The organism is Lentzea sp. CC55, from assembly GCF_021056325.1.
Lineage (GTDB): Bacteria > Actinomycetota > Actinomycetes > Mycobacteriales > Pseudonocardiaceae > Lentzea > Lentzea jiangxiensis.
On the sequence record NZ_JAJCXE010000054.1, the window covers coordinates 61,965 to 82,660 of the forward strand.

Annotated in this window: 20 protein-coding genes and 2 pseudogenes; 13 read left to right on the plus strand and 9 right to left on the minus strand. The window is 71.8% G+C overall.

What is annotated here, in order from left to right; all coding sequences use genetic code 11:
• Window positions 1–4 precede the first annotated feature (4 nt).
• A complete protein-coding gene (locus L6E10_RS32955; protein ID WP_236224059.1) occupies window positions 5–1,282 on the plus strand; it encodes a cation:proton antiporter in 1,278 nt (425 codons plus the stop codon).
• On the opposite strand, the gene L6E10_RS32960 is transcribed toward L6E10_RS32955, so the two are convergent.
• Window positions 1,254–2,372, minus strand: a complete 1,119-nt coding sequence (locus L6E10_RS32960) for a glycosyltransferase (RefSeq protein WP_236224060.1) — start codon at window positions 2,370–2,372, stop codon at window positions 1,254–1,256. The two genes, L6E10_RS32955 and L6E10_RS32960, sit on opposite strands and share 29 nt — an antisense overlap.
• Before the next feature lie 101 nt (window positions 2,373–2,473).
• Between L6E10_RS32960 and L6E10_RS32965 the strand changes: the two genes are divergently transcribed.
• The 4 genes and pseudogenes from L6E10_RS32965 to L6E10_RS40995 all read left to right on the plus strand — a co-directional run bounded on the left by L6E10_RS32965 (window position 2,474) and on the right by L6E10_RS40995 (window position 5,582).
• The gene (locus L6E10_RS32965; protein WP_236224061.1) at window positions 2,474–3,919 is read left to right on the plus strand and encodes a phenylacetate--CoA ligase family protein; all 1,446 of its coding nucleotides are present in this window, start codon (window positions 2,474–2,476) and stop codon (window positions 3,917–3,919) included.
• 99 nt (window positions 3,920–4,018) lie between these two features.
• A complete protein-coding gene (locus L6E10_RS32970) occupies window positions 4,019–4,210 on the plus strand; it encodes a hypothetical protein (protein WP_236224062.1) in 192 nt (63 codons plus the stop codon).
• 21 nt (window positions 4,211–4,231) lie between these two features.
• Window positions 4,232–4,477: pseudogene (locus L6E10_RS32975) on the plus strand (hypothetical protein); the annotation flags it as partial.
• A gap of 169 nt (window positions 4,478–4,646) precedes the next feature.
• Window positions 4,647–5,582: a helix-turn-helix transcriptional regulator gene (locus L6E10_RS40995; protein ID WP_236224064.1), complete on the plus strand. Its 936-nt coding sequence runs from the start codon at window positions 4,647–4,649 to the stop codon at window positions 5,580–5,582.
• Here the strand turns inward: L6E10_RS40995 and lnt are convergent.
• Both lnt and mptB read right to left on the minus strand, forming a co-directional pair.
• Window positions 5,559–7,022, minus strand: coding sequence for an apolipoprotein N-acyltransferase (lnt, locus tag L6E10_RS32985; RefSeq protein WP_236224065.1), 1,464 nt, complete (start codon window positions 7,020–7,022; stop codon window positions 5,559–5,561). The two genes, L6E10_RS40995 and lnt, sit on opposite strands and share 24 nt — an antisense overlap.
• Entirely contained in the window at window positions 7,009–8,436 is a 1,428-nt protein-coding gene (mptB, locus tag L6E10_RS32990) for a polyprenol phosphomannose-dependent alpha 1,6 mannosyltransferase MptB (RefSeq protein WP_236224066.1), read from the minus strand. The genes lnt and mptB overlap by 14 nt, the downstream gene beginning before the upstream one ends.
• 388 nt (window positions 8,437–8,824) lie before the next feature.
• On the opposite strand from mptB, the gene L6E10_RS32995 reads away from it, so the two are divergent.
• Window positions 8,825–9,301, plus strand: coding sequence for a GNAT family N-acetyltransferase (locus L6E10_RS32995; RefSeq protein ID WP_236224067.1), 477 nt, complete (start codon window positions 8,825–8,827; stop codon window positions 9,299–9,301).
• Here L6E10_RS32995 and L6E10_RS33000 read toward each other — a convergent pair.
• Window positions 9,288–10,133 (minus strand): helix-turn-helix transcriptional regulator, encoded by an 846-nt coding sequence (locus tag L6E10_RS33000; RefSeq protein ID WP_236224068.1) that lies wholly within the window; start codon window positions 10,131–10,133, stop codon window positions 9,288–9,290. The two genes, L6E10_RS32995 and L6E10_RS33000, sit on opposite strands and share 14 nt — an antisense overlap.
• 100 nt (window positions 10,134–10,233) lie before the next feature.
• Here L6E10_RS33000 and L6E10_RS33005 point away from each other — a divergent pair, with 100 nt between their 5' ends.
• The 3 genes from L6E10_RS33005 (at window position 10,234) to L6E10_RS33015 (ending at window position 12,446) form a co-directional block, all read left to right on the plus strand.
• Complete coding sequence (locus L6E10_RS33005; RefSeq protein ID WP_236224069.1) at window positions 10,234–10,998, plus strand: SDR family oxidoreductase; 765 nt, start codon at window positions 10,234–10,236, stop codon at window positions 10,996–10,998.
• Window positions 10,999–11,078: 80 nt separating this feature from the next.
• Complete coding sequence (locus L6E10_RS33010) at window positions 11,079–11,435, plus strand: 5-carboxymethyl-2-hydroxymuconate Delta-isomerase (RefSeq protein WP_236224070.1); 357 nt, start codon at window positions 11,079–11,081, stop codon at window positions 11,433–11,435.
• A 162-nt stretch (window positions 11,436–11,597) separates the two neighbouring features.
• The gene (locus L6E10_RS33015) at window positions 11,598–12,446 is read left to right on the plus strand and encodes an AfsR/SARP family transcriptional regulator (RefSeq protein WP_236224071.1); all 849 of its coding nucleotides are present in this window, start codon (window positions 11,598–11,600) and stop codon (window positions 12,444–12,446) included.
• On the opposite strand, the gene L6E10_RS33020 is transcribed toward L6E10_RS33015, so the two are convergent.
• Genes L6E10_RS33020 through L6E10_RS33030 form a run of 3 tightly spaced genes read right to left on the minus strand, consistent with a single transcriptional unit; the run spans window position 12,417 to window position 16,245 of the window.
• A complete protein-coding gene (locus tag L6E10_RS33020; RefSeq protein WP_236224072.1) occupies window positions 12,417–12,899 on the minus strand; it encodes a flavin reductase family protein in 483 nt (160 codons plus the stop codon). The two genes, L6E10_RS33015 and L6E10_RS33020, sit on opposite strands and share 30 nt — an antisense overlap.
• A 44-nt stretch (window positions 12,900–12,943) precedes the next feature.
• The gene (locus tag L6E10_RS33025; protein ID WP_236224073.1) at window positions 12,944–15,028 is read right to left on the minus strand and encodes a lipopolysaccharide assembly protein LapB; all 2,085 of its coding nucleotides are present in this window, start codon (window positions 15,026–15,028) and stop codon (window positions 12,944–12,946) included.
• A gap of 11 nt (window positions 15,029–15,039) precedes the next feature.
• Window positions 15,040–16,245: a hypothetical protein gene (locus L6E10_RS33030; protein ID WP_236224074.1), complete on the minus strand. Its 1,206-nt coding sequence runs from the start codon at window positions 16,243–16,245 to the stop codon at window positions 15,040–15,042.
• Window positions 16,246–16,619: 374 nt separating this feature from the next.
• Here L6E10_RS33030 and L6E10_RS33035 point away from each other — a divergent pair, with 374 nt between their 5' ends.
• Window positions 16,620–17,105 carry a glutathione peroxidase gene (locus L6E10_RS33035; RefSeq protein ID WP_236224075.1) on the plus strand — a complete coding sequence of 162 codons (486 nt, stop codon included), beginning with the start codon at window positions 16,620–16,622 and terminating at the stop codon, window positions 17,103–17,105.
• 64 nt (window positions 17,106–17,169) lie between these two features.
• On the opposite strand, the gene L6E10_RS33040 is transcribed toward L6E10_RS33035, so the two are convergent.
• Window positions 17,170–17,934, minus strand: a complete 765-nt coding sequence (locus L6E10_RS33040) for an alpha/beta fold hydrolase (RefSeq protein WP_236224076.1) — start codon at window positions 17,932–17,934, stop codon at window positions 17,170–17,172.
• Here L6E10_RS33040 and L6E10_RS41000 point away from each other — a divergent pair.
• The 3 genes from L6E10_RS41000 to L6E10_RS33055 all read left to right on the plus strand — a co-directional run bounded on the left by L6E10_RS41000 (window position 17,857) and on the right by L6E10_RS33055 (window position 19,927).
• A complete protein-coding gene (locus tag L6E10_RS41000) occupies window positions 17,857–18,273 on the plus strand; it encodes an ABATE domain-containing protein (protein ID WP_236224077.1) in 417 nt (138 codons plus the stop codon). The two genes, L6E10_RS33040 and L6E10_RS41000, sit on opposite strands and share 78 nt — an antisense overlap.
• Before the next feature lie 180 nt (window positions 18,274–18,453).
• A complete protein-coding gene (locus L6E10_RS33050; protein ID WP_236224078.1) occupies window positions 18,454–19,545 on the plus strand; it encodes a VanZ family protein in 1,092 nt (363 codons plus the stop codon).
• Window positions 19,520–19,927 (plus strand): SRPBCC family protein, encoded by a 408-nt coding sequence (locus tag L6E10_RS33055; RefSeq protein WP_090102910.1) that lies wholly within the window; start codon window positions 19,520–19,522, stop codon window positions 19,925–19,927. The genes L6E10_RS33050 and L6E10_RS33055 overlap by 26 nt, the downstream gene beginning before the upstream one ends.
• A 143-nt stretch (window positions 19,928–20,070) precedes the next feature.
• Here the strand turns inward: L6E10_RS33055 and L6E10_RS33060 are convergent.
• A pseudogene (locus L6E10_RS33060) lies at window positions 20,071–20,696 on the minus strand (arsenic resistance protein); the annotation flags it as partial.

The following is a 20,696-nucleotide window of genomic DNA, read 5'->3' on the forward strand; positions in this document are numbered from 1 at the left end:
CCCGGTGAACCAGATCCACTTCGCGTTGCAGGTCTTCGCCGCGCTGGCGGTCGTGCTCGTCGCGACCACCCTGTGCGGACGCCTCGCCATGCTGGTCAAGCAGCCCAGGGTCGTGGGCGAGATGGTCGCGGGCGTCCTGCTCGGCCCCGCGCTGCTCGGTGCCGTCGCACCCGGCGTGCAGGCCCAGCTGTTCCCCTCCGACGTCAAGAACACCCTGTACGTGCTCAGCACGATCGGCCTGACGTTCTACATGTTCCTCGTCGGGTCCTCTTTGGACCACGGCCTCACCACGGGTGCCAACGCCCGCAAGGCCTCGGTGCTCGCCGTGTCCGGCATCGTGCCCACGTTCCTGCTCGGCGCCGGCGCGGCGGTCCTCTTCCACGACTCGCTGAGCCCCGAGGGGTCGAGCCTGTGGGTGTTCGTGCTGTTCGTCGGCGGCGCCCTGTCGATCACCGCGTTCCCGATGCTCGCGCGGATCCTGCAGGAACGCGGCATCGCCAACACCCCGATCGGCGGCCTCACCCTCGTCGCGGCGGCGATCGACGACGCCGTGGCGTGGGCGTTCCTCGCGCTGATCATCGCGGTCGGCGCCTCCGGCAGCCCGTCCGGAGCCCTGCGCACCATCCTCGGAGCGGCGATCTTCGCGGTGGTCATGCTGACGCTGGGCCGCAGGTGGCTCGCCAAGCTCGGTGAGCGCGCCGAACGCGACGGCAAGCTCAGCCGCGACATGGTGGCCGTGGTGCTGCTGATCGTCCTCGTGGCCGGCTGGTTCACCGACTACATCGGCGTGTTCTCGGTGTTCGGCGGGTTCATCACCGGCCTCGCGATGCCGAAGTCCGAGGTCGTGCGCCACGAGCTCGAGACCAAGCTCTCGGACCTCAACTCGATCCTGCTGCTGCCGGTGTTCTTCGCGTTCAGCGGCCTCAACACGCGGGTCGACGGGTTCGGCGCGGGCGGCGCGTTGTGGTTCCCCCTCGCGGTGATCATGCTGGCCGCGTTCGTCGGCAAGTACGTGGGCTGCGGGCTGGTGGTCCGCGCGCAGGGCTACCCGTGGCGCTACGCGTCGGCGGTCGGCGGCCTGATGAACGCCCGCGGGCTGATGATCCTGATCTTCATCAACATCGGCCTGGCCTACGACCTGGTGACGCCCGAGATGTTCGCGATCCTCGTGGCCGTCGCGATCGTCACCACCGCCGCGGCGATGCCGATCTACCGCGCGTCGCTGCCCGACCACCTGGAGGCAGCCACCGACGTCAGGCCGTCCCCCGCACCAGTGCGGTGAGCTCCTCGACGACGGCGGCCGGCTCGGGCATCCGGTCGATCTCGGCCGCCGCCGTCGTGGCCACGTTCCGCGCGGCCGGGTCGTCCAGCAGGTGGCGCGCCGCGGCGGTGACGGCGTCCGCGGTGGCCTCCGGACCGACGAGCTTCGCACCGGCACCGGTCTGCGCGAGCACGTCGGCGTTGACGAACTGGTCGGCGCCCTGGGGCAGCACGAGCTGCGGCAGGCCGGCCGCGAGCGCGCCGAGGACGGTGCCGGTTCCGCCGTGGTGCACCACGAGGTCGGCTCGCCGCAGCACCTGCGCCTGCGGCACGAACCCGGCGACGTGGACGGAGCCCGGCACCTCCCCCAGCAGCGCCGGATCGCCGGGACCGAGCGCGACCAGGACCGTGACCGGCAGGCGCGCGAGCCCGTCCACCGCCGCCCGCAGGACCTCCGTGCGGCCGAACGACACCGTGCCGAGCGTCAGGTACACCAGCGGCTTCGCCGATCCGACCTCGGGCATCGGGACGTCCGGGTCGAACGCCGCCGGCCGCTGCCGCAGCACCGTCGGGAGCGCCGCGACGACCGGGTCGCGCACGACGTCCGGCCACAGGTCGACCACCACGTCGCCGAGCATCAGGTCGGCGGGCGCGGCACCCTCCCACAGCCACGCCATCTCCGGCGCGGCCAGCTGCTGCACCGGCGGCGGCATCGACCGGCCGATCACGTGCGACACGAACGGGATTCCCGCGTCCCGCGCGGCCTTCGCGGCACCGACGTCGCTCTGCTCGTAGACGACGAGGTCGGGCCTGACCCGCGGCAGGAGCGCGGCGAGGTCGCCGGCTGTCGCACGGGGCAGCACGTCCGCGAACATCGTGATCATCAGCCTGAGGACGTCGGCGTCACCGTGCCGCCTGCGTGCCTCCGCTTCGGCCTCCCCGACCGAGATGCCCGCCCGATGCGCCTCGAAACCGAGGGTCCGCACGGTGCCGAGGAAGTCCTGCCCGGTCGCGAACACGACCTCGTGGCCCGCTGCCCTCGCCGCCCTCGCGAGCGGGACCAGGGGGAAGAGGTGGCCGTAGGCCGGACGGCACGAGAAGAGGATGCGCACTCCGTCGAGGCTAGTGATCGTCGACCGGCCGAGGGGCTATTTTCAGTCAACACTGAAGTAATAGAGTCGGTAGATGTAGATGTGCTCGCTACGCTCCGGTGATGGACAGCAGCCGGCAGACCCGCGTGCGCCAGGCCTTCGACGACTTCTTCGCGACCGCCGAGCCGAAGTCCCCGAGCTGGGTGCTCGACCTGTTCGGGCACACGGCCTCCACGGTGCCCGCCTACCGCGACCTGCTGGCGGAGAACGGGATCGAGCCTTCGTCGATCACGACGTTCGAGGACTTCCAGCGGCTGCCGCTGCTCGACAAGGCGAACTACCACGAGCGGTACCCGCTGCCGGAGCTGTGCCGCGACGGATCGCTCGCCGGCTGCGACATGATCGCGGTGTCGTCCGGGTCGAGCGGGCGGCCGACGGTCTGGCCGCGGGCGCTCGAGGACGAGCTGCACGTCGCCCGGCGCTTCGAGCAGGTGCTCGTCGACGGGTTCGGCGCGGACGAGCGGACGACGCTCGCCGTGGTGTGCTTCCCCCTCGGCACGTGGGTCGGCGGGCTGTTCACGCAGGCGTGCGTGCGGCACCTCGCGGCGAAGGGCTGCCCGATCACGGTCGTGGCGCCGGGCAACAACAAGGCGGAGATCCTGCGCGTGCTGCCGGAACTGGCGCCGCACTTCGAGCAGGTCGTGTTGCTGGGCTACCCGCCGTTCGTGAAGGACGTCGTCGACACGGGGCTCGCGGAGGGTGTCGACTGGCCCGCGTACCGCATCAAGCTCGTGCTGGCGGGTGAGGTGTTCAGCGAGCAGTGGCGCGACCTGGTGTCCCGGCGCGCGGGCATCGCCGATCCCGTCCGCGACGTCGCTTCCCTCTACGGCACAGCAGATTCCGGCGTGCTGGGCACCGAGACGCCGCTGTCGGCGGGCATCCGGCGGTTCTTCGCGGACCGGCCCGATCTGGCGCGCGAGGTCTTCGGTGACCCGCGGCTGCCGACCCTCGTGCAGTACGATCCGGCGAGCCGGTTCTTCGAGGTGCACGACGGCGTGCTGGTGTTCACCGCGGACGGCGGGATCCCGCTGATCCGCTACCGGATCGCCGACGAGGGCGGCCTTTGGGAGCACGGCGCGTTGCTGGAGCTGTGCGCCCGCAACGGTTTCACTCCCCCGCCCGGACCGGAGCTGCCGTTCGTGTTCCTGTTCGGGCGATCTCTGTTCACGGTGTCTTTCTTCGGCGCGAACATCCACCCCGAGAACGTGGCGGTCGGTTTGGAACAGCCGGGGATCAGCGAGGTCGTCACGGGCAAGTTCGTGGTCGAATCCGTCGAGGACGAAGATCGCGACCGGCGACTGCGGATCACGGTCGAGGCCGCGCCGGGCGCGACCGCGGACGCGGCGGAGGTCGCCGAGTCGATCCGCGCCCAGCTGCTGCGGCTCAACAGCGAGTTCGCGCACTACGTGCCCGCCGAACGGCAGTTGCCCGAAGTCGTGCTGAGGCCGGCCGGCGACCCCGAGCACTTCCCCACCGGCGTGAAGCACAGGTACACCCGAGGGGCGTGAAAAGCGCTTTTGCACCACGCAGCAATAGCTTTTCCCCAGTTCCCCTCCCTGTTTAGAGTGGCGCCGGTCGAATTCATCCGTGAATCGGGGAGGAATCCTTTGAGGTTCGTTCGGCGTGTATTGCCGGCGTTGATGCCGCTCGCCATGCTCTTCACCGTCGCCTTCGCGGCACCGAGCGCGCAGGCCCAGGCCCCGGTCGCGCAGGCCGCCGCCGTGGGCGAGGCGTTCGACAGCGAGACGGGCCAGGCGCTCGCCGCCTGGGACTGCAACACCGGCAACGTCTGCTTCTAGGACGGCTTCGGCGGCAAGGGCAAGCGGTGCATGTGGGACGTGGCGGACCCGGACTGGACGTCGGGCTCCGTCAAGTGCTCGTGGGCCGCGGACCGCGAGGTCAAGTCCGTCTACAACCGGGGGACGTCCTCGGCCAAGGGCGTCGTGTTCTACCGCAACACCGGCTACAACAACCGGATCGGGTGCACGAGGCAGGGCCAGAAGGGCGACCTCGCCGGCACCTACCAGGTGCGTTCGCACCAGTGGACCAGCGGTTCCTGCGGCTGAGTCCGCCGGCAGCACGCCGACCGGGCGCGGGGCACTCCTCCCGCGCCCGGTTTTCGTTGCGGAATTCGGCGGAGTGACACGCCCGGTAATGTGATTCGCGGTGACCTGGCCTGGGGAGGTTGCTGTGTTGCGCATCCATTTTTCCGCCGGCGATCTGGAGCGTACGCAGGTGGCGGAAAGGGTGGACCCGCTCTGGGAAATGGTGTTCAGCCGACTGAGGCTGACCGAACCGGACTGCGGCCTGATGCTGCAGCCGTGGCTGCGCCACGTCCGCCGGCACGGCGACCGGCAGGTGATCACGTCCGGCGTGCGGGTGCTGTCCGTGCTCACCCCGAAGGCGCCGTACTTCCCGGACTTCGTCACGCCGCCCGAGGGTGCGCAGGGCCTGGGGAGCGCGCTGGCCGCGATCCGGTCCACACCCCGCCACCGGCTGCGGGACGAGTTCCGCCGGCTCGCGGAGGTGCGCCCCACACCTGGCTGGACGCGCCCGCTGGCGGCGGGGGACGGTGAGTCGCTGCTGGAGCTCACCGAGGCGCTGGCCCGCTACCACCGCGCGGTCGTCGAGCCGTACGGCGACCTGCTCGACGAGGCCGTCGAGACCGACCGGGTGCACCGGCTCGGGGTCGCGGGCGACGTCGAAGGGGTGCTGCGGGGGATGTGGCCGTTGATGAACTGGCGGGCGCCCGTGCTGGAGGTCCAGTACGCGCACGACCGCGACCTGCACCTCAACGGGCGCGGGCTGCGGCTGGTGCCGTCGTACTTCTGCCGCCGCACGCCCGTGGCGTTCGCCGATCCGGAGCTGCCTCCGACCGTGGTGTACCCGCTGCACCACGACTGGACGTGGCAGCGGCAGCTCCAGAGCGGGCGCCGCGAGCAGGGCGCGCTCGCGGCGTTGCTCGGCAACACCCGGTCGGCGGTGCTGGCGGCCGTGGGGGCCGGTGCGACGACGACCGAGCTCGCGGAACGCCTGGGGGCGTCCCCGTCCTCGGTCAGCCGGCACACGACCGTGCTGAGGGAGGCGGGGCTGCTGACGACCCAGCGGCAGGGGTTGTCGGTGCTGCACCGGCGGACGTCGCTGGGGTCAGCCCTGCTCGGCAGCAACTGAGGCGCGGCGGCGCCTCCACAGCCCGGCCACGCACGCGGCGACAGCCGCACCCGTGAGCAGGACGTGGACGGCGCCGCCGAACCTCGTCGCGAACGTCAGATCCGTGCGCAGCGGCACGCTGTCGACCATCAGGTCGTCGGTGAACATCCCGGTCGACCGCACCACGCTGCCGTCCGGCCGCACCACCGCGCTCACGCCGCTGATCGCCGCCACCACGACCGCCCTGCCGTGCTCGACGGCGCGCAGGCGGGCCATCCCGAGCTGCTGGTAGGTCATCTCGCCCCGGCCGTACCACGCGTTGTTCGTCGGAACGACCAGCACCTGGGCACCCGCGGCCGTGCTCTCGCGCAGGACGTAGTCGTAGGCGACCTCGTAGCAGATGCCGACGCCCACGCGCGTGCCCGCGATGTCCAGCGCGCCCGGTTCGGTGCCCGCCTCGAGGTCCGCCTGGTCGGCGAACGGCGTCACGAGCCGGGCCAGCGGGCGCAGCGGGATGTGCTCGGCGAACGGGACGAGCTCCTGCTTCGCGTACGACCGCCCCGCGCCCGTCACCGGGTCCCAGGCGATGACGGCGTTCTCCGCACCGCGCAACGCGCTCACGAGGGTCGGCACGCCGAGGTCGCGGATGGCGCCGTCGAGCACCGGGTCGCGGTCGCGGGTCCTGGTCGCGCTCTCCGGCCACACCACGAGGTCCGGCTTCGGCAGCGCGCCGCCGCGGACCAGCGCGGCCAGTTCGGCGGTCTTGCGCAGGTGGTTCTCGCGCAGGGTGGCGCCCTCGCCGAGCAGGCCGAGGCCGAGGTCGGGCGCGTTGCCCTGCACCACGGCGACGGTGCGCTGCCCGGCCTGGGCGTCGACCGAGATCAGCGGGCCCACGGCAAGCGCGGCGACGATCGGCACGAGCGCCCACGCGCGGGTCCACCGGGGCAGCCAGGCGGCCAGGCCGAAGCCGGTGAACACCACCGCGAACGTCACCAGCGGCGCCCCTCCGACCGCGGCGAGCTGCCCGAACGGCCCGTCGACCTGGCCGAACGCGACGCGGCCCCACGGGAAGCCGTTGAACGGGACCAGGCCGCGCAGGGTCTCCTGCAGCACGAACAGCAGCGCCGCCCACACCGGCGCCGCGGGCAACCGCGCCACCAGCGGGAACAGCGCGCAGACGCCGCCGATGAACAGCGCCATCAACGCGCTGAGCACGAGCCACGGCCACGGGCCGAAGTCGGCGCCGAGGAAGTGCTGGATCCACCACAGGTGCGGCAGGAAGAACGCGAAGCCGAAGACGAACCCGAGACGGCCCGAGTGCCGCCCGCCTCTCAGGACGAGCCACAGCGCGAAGAACGCGGGCACGGCCAGCCACCAGAGCGTGCGCGGCGGGAAGCTCAGCGCCAGCACGCCGCCGGACAGCGCGGCCGCGCCGTAGCGGACGAGGTCAGCTCTGCGCAACGGACACCCTCGCCCGGCGCAGGACGAGGTACGCGCCCACCACCACGGAGATCCCCAGCGCGTAGGCCGCGACCAACTCGGCGACGCGACCCGAGAAGTCGCCCGCGAGCGGCGGCACCAGCAGCGCGAACACCCCGGCGACCACGGCGACCCTCGTACGCCACGGTCCGTCCGGCAGGCACGCCGCCAGCGGCAGCACCGCCCACAGCAGGTACCACGGCTGGATCACCGGCCCCAGCACCACGATCAGGCTCATCATCATCCCCAGCGCCGTCACCTCGGAGATCCCGCCGCGCAGGTGGCGGCGCACCACCACGGCCACGCCGCACAGGATCAGCACGAGCCCCGCGATCCGTGCCGAGGAAATCATCGCCTGACCGCTCTGCGGTCCGAACACCGCACCCGCCAGGTAGCCGGGCCAGTTGGTCGGCGCCATCCAGCTGTTGATCTTCGACGGCGTGCCGAGCGCCCGCACCCACCCGAAACCGGAGCCGCCCGCCAGTGACGTCAGCACCGAGACCGCGGCGGCGGCGACCACCATGGACAGTCCTGCGAGGACGAACCTCACCGGGCCCCCGCCGAGCCGCCGGGCCAGTGCGGTGCCGACGACCGCGAGCGCGACGAGCGCGGGCAGCTTGACCTGTGCGCCGAGTCCGATGAGGACGACACCGGCCGTGCACTGCCACCACCTCATGTCCGGCAGCGCGGTGAGGGCCACGACGGTGCCGGACAGCATGAGCCCGAGCATCAGTGCGTCGTTGTGGACACCACCGATGAGGTGCCAGAGCACCAGCGGGTTCAGCGCCCCCAGCCACAGCGCCGCGCGTTCGTCGACACCGGCGATCTCCGCGAGCCTCGGCACCGACCAGACCACGAGCAGCAGGCCCAGCACCGACACCAGCCGGTACAGCCCGACGCCCAGCACCGGGTCGCCGCCCGTGACCTCGGCGACGGCGCGTTCGACCGTGCCGAACAGCGGCCCGTACGGCGACGGGGTCTCCCGCCAGTAGGAACCGACCCGTGCGACCGCCTCCGCACTCGCCCCCGCCGCCGGGCTGACCACGTTCGGGTCGAGCCCGCGCGCGGCCACCTCCCCCTGGGCGAGGTAGCTGAAGACGTCTCGGCTGAACAGCGGCGGGGCCACCAGCAGCGGCCCGCACCACCACGCCAGCGTCCGGCGCAGCCACACCGGGTCCGGCAGCGCGTTCCGCAGCAGCACCCACGCCAGCACGACCAGCCCGGCACCCGCGATCGCCGCGCCCAGCGCGAGCGGCGGTGCCCCGGCGCTCACCGCCCACGCCCCGGCCGTGAGCAGGAGCGCGCCACCGAATCCCGTCCAGCGCACCAGTTCCGGGGTGTCGTCCCGGGTGGCGGTGGTGACGGTGGCCGGCCAGCGGTAGGTGACGGTCTGCACGGAAGAGACAGTGCTGTCCGGACCGGTCGTCACGCGTCCGACTGTGGTCGCGTTCCCACGTACGACTTGAGGATGATCTTTCGAAAACGGGTTTCGCGGCTCAACTCCCGGCGAAGTCGTGCGTCATCCACACGGTTCCCCTGGCGTCGCGGATCACGACGATGCCGATGCGGGTGGACGACCGGCTGAGGATGTTCCCGCGCGCCGGTGACCTCGGCCCGGCTGAGCTGCCCGATGCGCGCACTCGGCGTCGCCCGAAGCGGGACGTACAGCCGCGGCGAGGGCCAGCCAGCCGACGCGGGGACTCCGGCGTTCACCCGGACGCCCTGCGACGGTCCACCGGTGCAAAAGACCCCGACGGCCCGCCACGAACGACTAGGCTCCTCAGGTGATCCGTGAAGTGACGCTGCGCCCCGTCGAGGACGCCGATTTCGACGCGTTGTTCGAGTTCATGCGCGACCCCGAGTCGGTCGCGATGGCCGCGTTCACCGCGCAGGACCCCGACGACCGGGAGGCGTTCGAGGCGCACCTGCGGCGCAACCTCGCGAACCCGGAGACCACGAACCGGGTGATCGTCGGCGACGGGCGGGTCGTCGGCAGCATCGCGAGCTTCGTCGTCGAGGGCGACACCGAGATCACCTACTGGGTCGACCGCGCCGTCTGGGGGCAGGGCGTCGCCGGGCGCGCGGTGGAGCTGCTGCTGCGGGAGGTCACCACGAGGCCGGTGCACGCGCGGGTCGCGAGTGACAACGCCGGGTCGCGGCGGGTGCTGGTGCGGGCGGGCTTCGAGGTGGTCGGCACGGACGTGGGGTACGCCAACGCGCGCAAGGCCGGGATCGAGGAGACGATCCTCAGGCTCGGCTGACGAACTCCTCGGTGCCCAGAACGCCGAGCAGCTGCAGCTTGTCGAACGCCTCGGTGCGCGGCGGCGCGGTCAGCACGAGCAGGGCCTGCGACTGGTCCTCGGTGAACAACGCCTGGCAGTCGACCTCGATCGCGCCGAGCTGCGGGTGGATCAGCACCTTGTGGTCCTCGTAGCGCTTGGCGACCTCGTGCCGTTCCCACAGCCGCGCGAACTCGGCGCTTTCCTTCCGCAGCACGCGGACCAGCTCGCCCGCCCGTGAACGCGCGCCCATCGAGGCGTACGCGGCGCGCAGGTTCGCCACCTGGGCGCGGCTCTGCCGCTCGCGGTCGTCCTCCGGGTAGACCAGGCGCTCGCGCGGGTCGGTGAACCAGCGGTAGATCCCGCTGCGGGCGAGGCCGGTGAAGTGCGAGGAGTCGCCGTAGAGCGCCTCGGCGAACCTGTTCTGCATCAGAACCTCGCCGAGGTTCGACAGGATCAGCGCCGGGGTGTCGGTGATCCGGTCCAGCACGCGCTGCAACGCCGGCGCGACGTGCGTGGTGGTGACCTGGGGCGACGGGGCGTTGCGGCCGGCGACGCGGAACAGGTAGTCGCGTTCGTCGCCGGTCAGCCGCAGCGCGCGGGCGAGAGAGGTCAGCATGTGCTCGCTCGGCTGCGGGCCGCGTTGCTGCTCCAGGCGCGTGTAGTAGTCCGTCGACATGGCCGCCAGCGCGGCGACCTCCTCGCGCCGCAACCCCGGCGCCCGCCTGCGCGCGCCGACGGGCAGTCCGACGTCCTGCGGCCGCAGTTCCTCCCGGCGGCGGCGCAGGAAGGCCGCGAGCTCCACCCGATCCATGCACTCCAGTATCCGGGGCCCGGCGTGGCGTGCCAGGGATCGCCGATCCCCCGATAAGCGCTCTCTGCCGCACGTCCGCGCAACGCCCGAAGCTCGGTGCATGGACATCACCGGAAACACCGTCTTCATCCCCGGCGCCACCAGCGGCATCGGCCTGGCGCTCGCCCTCGCCCTGCGGGAGCGCGGCAACACCGTCGTCGTCGGTGGCCGGCGCACCGACCTGCTCGACCGGATCGCCGCCGAGCACCCCGGTGTCCACACCGTGCGCATCGACACCGCCGACGCCGGCAGCGTCGAGGCCGCGGCCGAGGACGTCCTCGGCCGGTTCCCCGACCTGAACGTGCTGATCACCATGGCCGGCGTCATGCGCGTCGAGGACTGGCACCGCCCCGAGTCGTTCCTGGCCTCCGCCGAGAACACGATCACGACCAACGTCCTCGGCCCGATCCGCCTGATCGCCGCGTTCGTCGAGCACTTCCAGACCCTCCCGAACGCCACGATCATGACCGTCTCCTCGGGTCTCGCCTTCGCGCCGCTGAAGATCACGCCGAGCTACAACGCCTCCAAGGCGGCGATCCACATGCTCAGCGAGACCCTGCGCCTGCAGCTCGCGGACACGTCGGTGCGGGTCGTGGAACTGGAGCCGCCGGCGGTGCGGACCGACCTCCTGCCCGGTCACGCGGAGAACGAGCACGCGATGCCGCTCGACGAGTACGTCGCCGAGGTCATGGGCCTCATCGAGACCCAGCCCGACGCCAAGGAGATCCAGGTCGAGCGCGTGAAGTTCCTGCGCTACGGCGAAGCGCGCGGCGACTACGACCAGGTGGTCGCGGCGCTCAACGTCGAAGACCCGCACGGCGAGTGACATCCGCCCCACATCCGAGATGATGATCTCTCGGGCGGCACCGTCCACGCGGTCGCGACCTCCGCCGGTAGCGTGGTGCCATGCCACACATCACCGTCGAGTACTCCCCCGAGCTGAGCGGGGCGTTCGACCGCCGCGGGTTCGCCCTCGCCCTGCACAGCACGCTGTCGCCGATGGTCAGCGCCGACATCGCCGGGTTCAAGACGCGGTTCCGGCAGGTCGAGGAGGTCGTGGTCGGGGACGGCTCGCCGGCCGCGATGGTGCACGTGCGGGTCGGCTTGCTCACGGGCCGGCCCGTCGAGCTCAAGCAGCAGGTCGGGCAGACGAGCGTGGACCTCCTGCGCGACCACCTCAAGCCCGTCGAGGGGGTTCCCGCGCAGGTGTCGCTCGAGGTGTACGACCTGGACCGGGAGCAGTACCACAAGCTGGTGCTGTGACGGCCTCCCGGAGCGGGAACCAGGTCTGACGGCGGCTGGTCGCACCGGCAGTTTCGGCCCGAACACTACCTCGAAGTCCCTCGCTGTCCGACACTGTCCGGGTCGGGCAGGTGTGCGAAGTCGGTGGGCCGCAACGGGTCCCGGACACGAGGTGACGATCGCTTGGCAACGGGGGACGAACCACTGCACTTCCGGGTCCTCGGCACGTTCGAGGTCACCCGCGGAGCACGAAGATGCACGCCGACGGCGCAGAAGCAACGGGCGTTGCTCGCTCTGCTCGCGTTGCACGCCAACGAGTTCGTGCCGACCAGCCGCATCGTGGACCAGCTGTGGGCGCGGGGGGCGCCCCGGTCGGCCGTCGCCGCGCTGCACGGGTACGTGACGGCGGTGCGGCGCGTGCTCACGCCGGGGTTCTCCAGCGGGCGGGCCTCGCACCCCGTGCTCAGCACCCGTCCGTCCGGGTACGTGCTGCGCCTGGAACCGCACCAGCTCGACCTGACCCGGTTCCGGCAGCTCGCGAGGCACGGACAGGCGGCGGCCGCGGCCGGGGACTGCGCCGGGGCCAGGGAGATCTTCACGTCCGCGCTCGCGTTGTGGCGCGGCTCGCCGCTCGCGGACCTGCGCGAAACGGGGTTGTTCGACCACGACATCTCGCGGCTGGAGAAGGAGTACCTCGAACTGCTGCGCGACCGCTTCGACGTCGTGCTCTGCCGCGGTGACGGACACCTGGCGGTGTGCGACCTGGAGGAGCTGTGCGGGACCTACCCGTTGTGGGAGAGGTTCCACGAGCAGCTGATGCTCGCGCTGTGCCAGGCGGAACGGCGCGCGGACGCGTTGGCGGCCTACGCGAGGGCGTACCGGGTGCTGTCGAGCCACGCGGGGATCGAGCCGGGGCCCCGGCTGCGGGCCCTGCACCAGGCCGTCCTCAACGGCGACGACCCGTTCGTGACGGGGCACAGGCACGACCGCGCGCGGTCCGCGTCACGGATGGAGCCCACCGCCTCCCCGTAGCCGCCAGTCGAGCAGCCGCCGGTAGAACACGAGCGGCTCGGCTTCGGCCACGTCGGCGCGCGTGACCTCGCCGATCAGCACGGTGTGGTCGCCGTGGCCGAACACGGCGGTCGCGGTGCAGCGCAGGTAGATCGGCGCCGCACGAAGGCGGGGCACCGCCGCGTCCCACTCCCAGGCGAGGCCCGCGAACTTGTCGGCGCCGCGGCTCGCGAACGTCCGGGCGGTGCCTTCCTGCGCGCTGCCGAGCACGTGCACGCCGAACTCGCCGCAACGAGCGAGCGGGTCGTGGCACCGCGAGGCGTGGTCGACGACGACCAGCACCGACGGCGGATCCACGCTGTACGAGCAGATCGACGACACGAGCAGCCCGCACGGCTCCCCCTCCGCCCGGCGGGTGGTGATCACGGCGAGACCCGACACCAGCCGGCTCATGGCGTCGGTGAACGTGGCCACCGGAACTCCGGCGGCCACGTCCCCCGTTGCTGTCACGGCGGTGCCTACCGGGCCGTCGCCGCGGCGCAGAGCTCCCTGCGCTGCCGGGCGTCCTCGTCGTCGGTGACGGCGAGGACGGCGTCGTAGTCGAGGATCGCCGCGGCCATGTCGCCGGACTCCTCGTACGCGACCGCGCGGTTGTAGCGGGCGTCCGGGGTGTCGTCGAGCGTGATCGCGCGGCTGAGGTAGTCGATCGCGTCGGTCAGCTCGCCGGACGCCACGGCGACCGTGCCGCGGATCGCCCACGCCTCGGCCAGTTTCTCGTTGCGCCGCACGGCTTCTTCGAGTGCTTCGGACGCCGCGGCGTACTGCTCCCGTTCGACGAGCAGCTGGCCCTTGAGGCACAACAGGTGCGCGTTGCCCGGCGCGAGGTCGAGGGCGGCGGCGATGTCCCGCTCCGCCGCGTCGAGGTCGCCGGTGGCCAGCAGGTGCCCCGCGCGGTTGATCCTCGCGTCGACGTGCTTCGGGTCCAGCTCGATGACGTAGGCGAAGTCGGCCATGGCGCCTTCGACGTCACCGAGGGCGAGGCGGGCGTCGGCGAGGTTGTAGTACGCCTCGGGGAACGGCGGCGACAGGCGCAGCGCCTCGCGGTAGGCGGCGACGGCCTCCTCGTCGCGGCCGAGCCTGCGCAGCACGTTGCCGACGTTGAAGTGGTGCTCGGGGAAGTTCGGGTCCCGTTCCAGCACGTAGGAGTAGTCGGCGAGCGCGTCCTCCAAGCGGCCCATCGCGCCGTAGACCTGGGCACGGTTGTAGCGCAGCACCAGGCGGTGCAGCAGATGCTCGTGCGGTTCGAGCTCCCGGTCCAGCCGCGCCATGCCGTCCTCGACGAGGGCGAGCGCCTCTTCGGGCTTCTGCTCGCGCACCTCCACCAGCGCCAGGCCGTTGCGGGTGAAGACGGACTGGAACGCCTCCTTCTTCGGGTCGGTGAGCTGCGAGGCGAGGGCGATCGCCAGGTTCATCCACGCCCGTGCGCGGACGTAGTCCCGTTCGGGTTCCGGGTAGTGGCGGGCGTGCAGCATCGCCGTCGAGTACGCCAGTTCCAGGTGCACCGCCGGGTCCTTCGACGCGGCGCGGCCCTCGACGTAGAGCTCCTCGGCCTCGTGCGCGCGTCCGACGGCCGCCAGCACGATGCCGGTCTGGAAGGTCAGGTGCCACCACAGGTCGGCGTCGGCCTCCCGGTCCGCCACCCGGCGTCCGCGCAGGCCGACGTCCGCCGCGGCCTGGTAGAGGCCGACCTTGTGGCAGTGGTCGAGCGCGAGGCGCAACGCCTGCGCGCCGGCTCCGGCGGGGTCGCTGCCGTGCTCCAGGTGGTACGGGATCGCCCCGAGCCGCAACGAGAACTCGTCCGACCGCGAGAGCTCCTCGGCACGGGCGTCGTGCAGGGCGGCGCGGGCCTCGGCCGGCAGGGCGAGGTAGGCGGCGAGCAGGCGCGGGTCGTCGTCCGTGCCGTCACCGTCCACATAGGCCCGGGCGGGGTCGGCCGGCAGCGGGGGCTCCCCGGCCGGTTCCGCTTCGACCACCGTCGCGTGCGCGGCGATGGTCTCCGCCAGGGACACGTCGATCTCGCCACGCGGGTCGGCCGGCGGCGCGCTGCTCGTGCCCACGACCACGGTGAGGCCCGGGAGGTCCCGGCGCCGCAGCAGGACCGCGATGAACTCCTGGTCCGACGGGTCGGCCTCGTGGGCGTTCTCGACCACCAGCGTGCGCGGCCCGCCGCCGAGGGCGGCCAGGTAGTCGCGCAGCAGTTCGGCCAGGCCGTTCGCGATGTTGCGGGTGTGCAGCCGCGAGTAGTAACGGGTGCGTTCGCTGTCCTGCACCGCCCATTCGAGGGTGTGCCACGCACTCGGCACCCGCCCTGCCAGCTCGGGGGTGCTGGTGAGCAGCTCGATGTTGTGCCGCTCCGCCAGTTCCGGGCACCGCCGCAGCAGGTCGTCGGCGATCCGGCGCAGCAACGACCCCGCCGCGGTGTACGGCCCGCGCAACCGGCGGTGGGCGTCGACGACCGCCCAGATCGGCGGCACGTCCAGGGCGGCGAGCGCGTGGACCCGGTCGCCGCGCCGGTCAGCGCGGATCCAGAAGCGGCTGTCCATGGTGCGTCCTTTCAGTGGATGACGTGGTGTGGACGACGGTCGCGGCGCGCCTTCACCCGCTCGCGGACCACGAGCCAGCCGAGCACCGCGCACTGCGCGATCGCCACGCCGCCGAAGACGAGCGAGTCGAGCAGCTGGGTGGTGGACACCGCGTCCCCGGTGAGCCGGCCGACCACGCCGGTCACGAACCGGTACAGCACGGGGGCGCCGGCGAGGGCGAACGTCGTGAGGCTGGCCGTGTAGCCGACGACGACGAGCCACGAGTACCAGCGGGCCACCCTGCGGTCGACCGGGTGCAGCACCGACTCGTCCTCCTCCGGACGCCCGAACAGCCGCCGGACCCGGTTGCGGAAGATCCGCTGCGCCGCCCCGTGCAGGTCGACGCAGCCGAGCACCGTGCTCACCAGCACGTAGACGTCCGTGCGCAGGTAGAAGAAGAACTGCCAGACCACCCGGAGCAGTGCGGCGAACGCGACGGCGAGCAGGAACCGCCCCGGTCCGGACAGCGACCCGTCGGCGTGCCGCGTCAGGTCGGCCGCGACGGTGCACGCCGCGATCCCCAGGACGTCGGCGAGCAGCCCGGCGACGATCGGCAGGTACCGCTGCCGCCGCGGCACGGCCACGAGCCCGTCGAGGGACGTCTCCAGCACGATGAAGTAGAGCCGCCGGCCGACGCGCAACCTCGACCGGACGCCGAGCCTCCGCCCGGCGAGCGCGTGGAACGACTCGTGCAACAGGAGCAGCGGAACCGCGGCGACGAACAAACCGACCTGGATCACCATGTAGTAGTCGGAGAAGAAGATGTTGTGATAAGTCGGCCGCAGGTCCGCGTTGACGACCATCGCGTACAACGCCCATCCGGCCAATGCCGCGTAGAACAACCACGCGATCGGCGAGAACAGAGCAGCGCCGAGTGCGGAAAAGCGCACGGGTGCCGCTTCGGTGACGACTTCGCCGGATTTGCGAATGAGGTCCAACTCGTCTAGAGCGCCGACGACGTCCTCGATGTCGACGCTTTCGCCGTAGGTCCGTTCGAACCATTCGGCCGCCTCGCGGGGAGTATCGCCCGCGACCAGCCTGCGGACCAGTTCGGCGCCCTCACCGGGGAAGATGCCGTACGAGTCGACGTCGGCGCGGCCGATGGTCACCTCGTCGCCGTCCTCCAGGAACACCAGCGGGTGCAACGGCACGGGCCGGTCAGGATCGAACTCGGTCACACGTTCCTCCCCCGGTGTGAGATCGGGTGCGCCGGCCGACCGGGCCCGGCGCACCCGCGTCGCGCCTTAGGCCGGCTTGACGTTGTACTGCGAGCAGGCGGCCGCCGTCAGGCGAACCGGGCCCACCTTGCGGACCGTGATCTTCTTCATTTTCGCGCGGGTCTTCTCCACGTGAATCACCTCCCTGTGTCCGATACCGACATCGGAGAGTCTGCCCGCGCACTCCAAGAAATCTCCAACGGAGTTCCAAAATCGCGGCGGCGCATTTTGAACGGAAAACGACATGGGCGCCATCACCCCGGCGAATGCCTTCGGGGCGGCGCCGCGGGCCTCGCCTGGGAACCGCGCGAGGAGGGATGAACTACGTTGGACCCATGGAGATCCTGGACATCCCGGTCAGCACCCTCGCCGGCGAGCCCGGCGGGCTCGGCTCGTTGCGGGGCAAGGTGCTGCTCGTCGTCAACGTCGCCTCCCGCTGCGGTCTCACGCCGCAGTACGCGGGTTTGGAGCGCCTGCAGGAGAAGTACGGCGCGGAAGGCTTCTCCGTGGTCGGCTTCCCGTGCAACCAGTTCGCGGGTCAGGAGCCGGGCACGGCCGAGGAGATCGCCACGTTCTGCTCGGCCACGTACGGGGTGACGTTCCCCCTGCTCGAGAAGGTCGAGGTCAACGGCCCCGATCGCCACCCCGTCTACGTGGAGCTCGTCGAGCACCCCGACGCCGAGGGCGTGGCGGGCGACGTGCAGTGGAACTTCGAGAAGTTCCTCGTCTCGCGCGAAGGGCAGGTCATCGGCCGGTTCCGCCCGAGCGTCCAGCCCGAGGACGCCGCGGTCATCGAGGCGGTCGAAGCGGCCTTGCGCTGACAGCACACGCCGGAGCACCGTTCACCGTGGACAGTCGGACGGTGCTCCGCGCGGATGCGAAGAGTCAGGCGAACGCCTTCTCCAGCGTGGTGTGCACCAGCCGTGCGATCTCGTCGGCCTCCTCCTCCAGCGCGAAGTGCCCCGCGTCGAGCAGCACGACCTCCGCGGACGGCACGTCACGACGGTAGGCCTCGGCGCCGGCGGGGACGAAGAACGGGTCGTGGCGTCCCCAGACGGCGAGGACTAGCGGCTGCCGGGTGCGCAGCCACTCCTGCCACGACGGGTACCGGACGGGATTGGTCCGGTAGTCCCACAGCAACGCCTTCATGTACTCGCGGCGGCCGGGAAGGTCGAGCACGGCCTGGTCGGCGAGCACCGACTCGGGGTCGACGTGCTCCGGGTCCCGCACCCCCGCGAGCCACTGCTGCCGGGTGCCGTCGAGGCCGAGGAACCCGTCGACGATGTCCTCGTACCTCTCCTTGTCGGCCCACCAGCCGTTCAGCGCCTCGGTGGCCGGGCCGAAGCCTTCGTCGTACGCGTTGCCGTTCTGGGTGATGACGGCCTTGACCCGCCGGTCGTGCCGCAGCGCGACGCGGAAGCCCACCGGGGCGCCGAAGTCGAACACGTAGACCGCGTAGTCGCCGATGCCGAGCAGGTCGATCACCTCGCCGGTCACCTCGGCGAGCCGGTCGAACGTCGGCGTGCCGGGCAGCGGGTCGGACGAGCCGAAGCCGGGGTAGTCGATCGCGACGTGCCCGACGCTCCCCCACCGGCGTCGAGCGCGACCCGCCGCCTGCGCTCCGTGCTGCGGGAGCTGTTCGACGCCCACCTGGCGCAGCGCGCGCCGGACCCCGCCGCGGTCGACGACCTCAACGCCACCGCGGCCGCCGTCCCCACGAGCCCGCGGCTCGACGGCTGGGGCGCCGGCGCGCGGGCCGCCGTCCGCTGGCACGACGACTACCACGGCCATCCCGCGCTCGCGGCGATCGCGGGCGAGGCGATCGGGCTGCTGGCCGACCCGCGGCGCCTCGGCACCCTGCGCCGCTGCGGCGACCCGGCCTGCTCGATGCTGTTCCTGGCCGAGAACAAGCGCCGGGTGTGGTGCGCCGCGAACGTCTGCGGCAACCGGGCCCGCGTCGCGCGGCACTACTCGCGCACGAAGGCCTGACGCCCGGGACGACTGTCCCCTGCGGACGACCGGTCGCCGTTCAGCGAGCGGGAATCCGCACCGGGAAACCGAATGCGCCCGCAGGAGGCGCACAGCGACCGGTGGTGCGCGCTGCGGCCGTCCGCCCCATCTTCACGCCTCGTGGTTTGGCAACGGACGTCAACGGGCAAAGGATCCCTCATGATGGCGTCCTACTGGGAAACCGCCCGGACCGGTTTCCTGGCGTTCGTGGGCATCGGGTTGCTGGTGCTCCTCCCCCTGGTCCTGCTGCACTACTTCCGCTTCCGGCGCGTCGAGCCGCGCCGGGCCTTCGTGCTCTACGGGCTGCTGCTCTACGGACTCGTGGCGCTGGCGCTGATCTTCCTGCCGTTCCCGTCCGACGTGTCGAAGCTGTGCACCGGCGACCAGATGCTGTCGACGGTGCCGTTCCAGTGGGTCACCGACATGAGCAACAACATGGCGGCCAACGGTCAGTCCGGCATCCTCGCGATGGTGAAGTCGCAGGCGTTCCTGCAGCAGCTGTTCAACGTCGCGCTGTTCGTGCCGCTGGGAGTGGTGCTGCGCAAGGCGTACGGCAAGGGACCGCTGGCCGTCATCGCCATCAGCCTCGGCATCTCGCTCGCCGTCGAGGTGGTGCAGTACACCGGCAACATGGGCTTCTACCCGTGCCCCTACCGCATCGCCGATGTCGACGACCTGCTCTCCAACACCTTCGGCGGCCTGCTGGGCTGGATGGTGGCGCCCGCCGCGCTCGTGGTGCCCAGGGTGCCCTCCTCCGACGAGTCGGCCGCGTCGGACGACACCGTGACCCTGCCGCGCCGGATCCTCGGCCTCGGCGCCGAGCTCGTCCTGGTGATCGTGATCGCCAAGCTGCTGCTGCACTCGGACCCGCGCTGGGCGGTGGCCGTGCTCGTGGCGTTCCGCGTCGTGCTGCCGGCCGCGGCGGGCGGGACGACGATCGGCGGGGTGCTGCTGAACTACCGGATCCGCTCCGGGGACGGCACGCGCGCGAACCCGTTGCAGCTCGTCCTGCGCGAGCTGCTCGGCGTCACCGGGTTCGTCGCGTACGCCGCCGTCGTGTCACCGTTGATCGACATCGGCTGGTGGGACCTCGTCGTGGCGGCGCTGTTCGTCGGCGGCGCGTTCGTCGTGCCGGTGTTCCGGCGCGACCAGCGGGGCTGGCACGAGCACGTGGCGCGCACGCGGGACGTGTTCACCGGCGTGACGGCCGGGTACCCCGAGCCCCATGACGACGTACACGCACACCGCTGAGGCCGACATCCCGGCCGACACGCTGTTCGGGTTCCTGGCCGAGCCGCGGAACCTGCCCCGCTACTTCCCGCAGATGACCGCCGCCGAACCCGAGGGCGGCGAGCAGGTCCACGTGGAGGCCGACGTGCACGGCCACCACGTGGAGGGCGAGGCGTGGCTGCGCCCGGACCCGCAGCGCCGGACCCTCGAATGGGGCGCAGAGGGCCCGGACGACTACCACGGTGAGCTGCAGGTGGAGGAGGTCGCGCCGGGCCGGTCGCGGATCACGGTCAGCCTGCACAGCGTGCGGGAGGCGCAGGGCGACGAGGTGCAGCGGGGCCTGGAGCAGACGGTGGCCGTGCTGACGCAGACCGCGGCGGCCGACGACCGCGCGACGGACTGACGGCCCGCACGGGCGGGCTGCTCGCTGGAACTCCACGAGCAGCGCCCGCGAGGGGTGCAGCCGCGGAAGTCGGTGGACGGCTTCCGCGACGCCCGCGAGCGCATGCTGGACGCGAGGCCGAAAGCGGCGCGTGCGTTCGGGGGTCAGGGCAGCAGCCGGGGCACCGCTCTCACGTAGACGACCATGCCGACCACCTCGACCAGCGTCTGCGTCACCACGACCGCGGCCGCGAGCTCGCCGGGCAACGCCAGCGCCAGCGGCAGCACGACGAGCGAGTTGCGGGTGGCACCGGTGAACACGATCGCGCGCGCTCCGGCGGTGTCGAGGCGGAACGCGCGGGCGACGGCTCGGCCCGCGAAAGCCATGACGACCAGGAAGACCACGTAGATCGGCACGACGCGGGCGAGCAGGGGCAGGTCGTCGCCGAGCTTCGGCACCTGCGAGGCCACCACGACGAACAGCGTGGCGGCCATGAGAGGAACCATCGTCGTGTTCAGGGCGTTGGCGACGGTCGCGGCCTTCGGCGTGGACTGCGTGAGCCACGCGAGGGTCAGCGGGATCACGATCAGCACCACGAACGCCTCGGCGAACGGGCCGGGATCCACGACGGCGGCGCCGGGGCCCAGGAACAGCAGGAGATAACCCGGCAACAGCACCAGCTGTGCGATCAGCAGCAACGGCGTGGCGGCCGGCAGGCGGCTGTCCGCGCCCGCCAGGCCGCTGAACACGATCACGTAGTCGACGCACGGGGTGAGCAGGACCAGCAGCA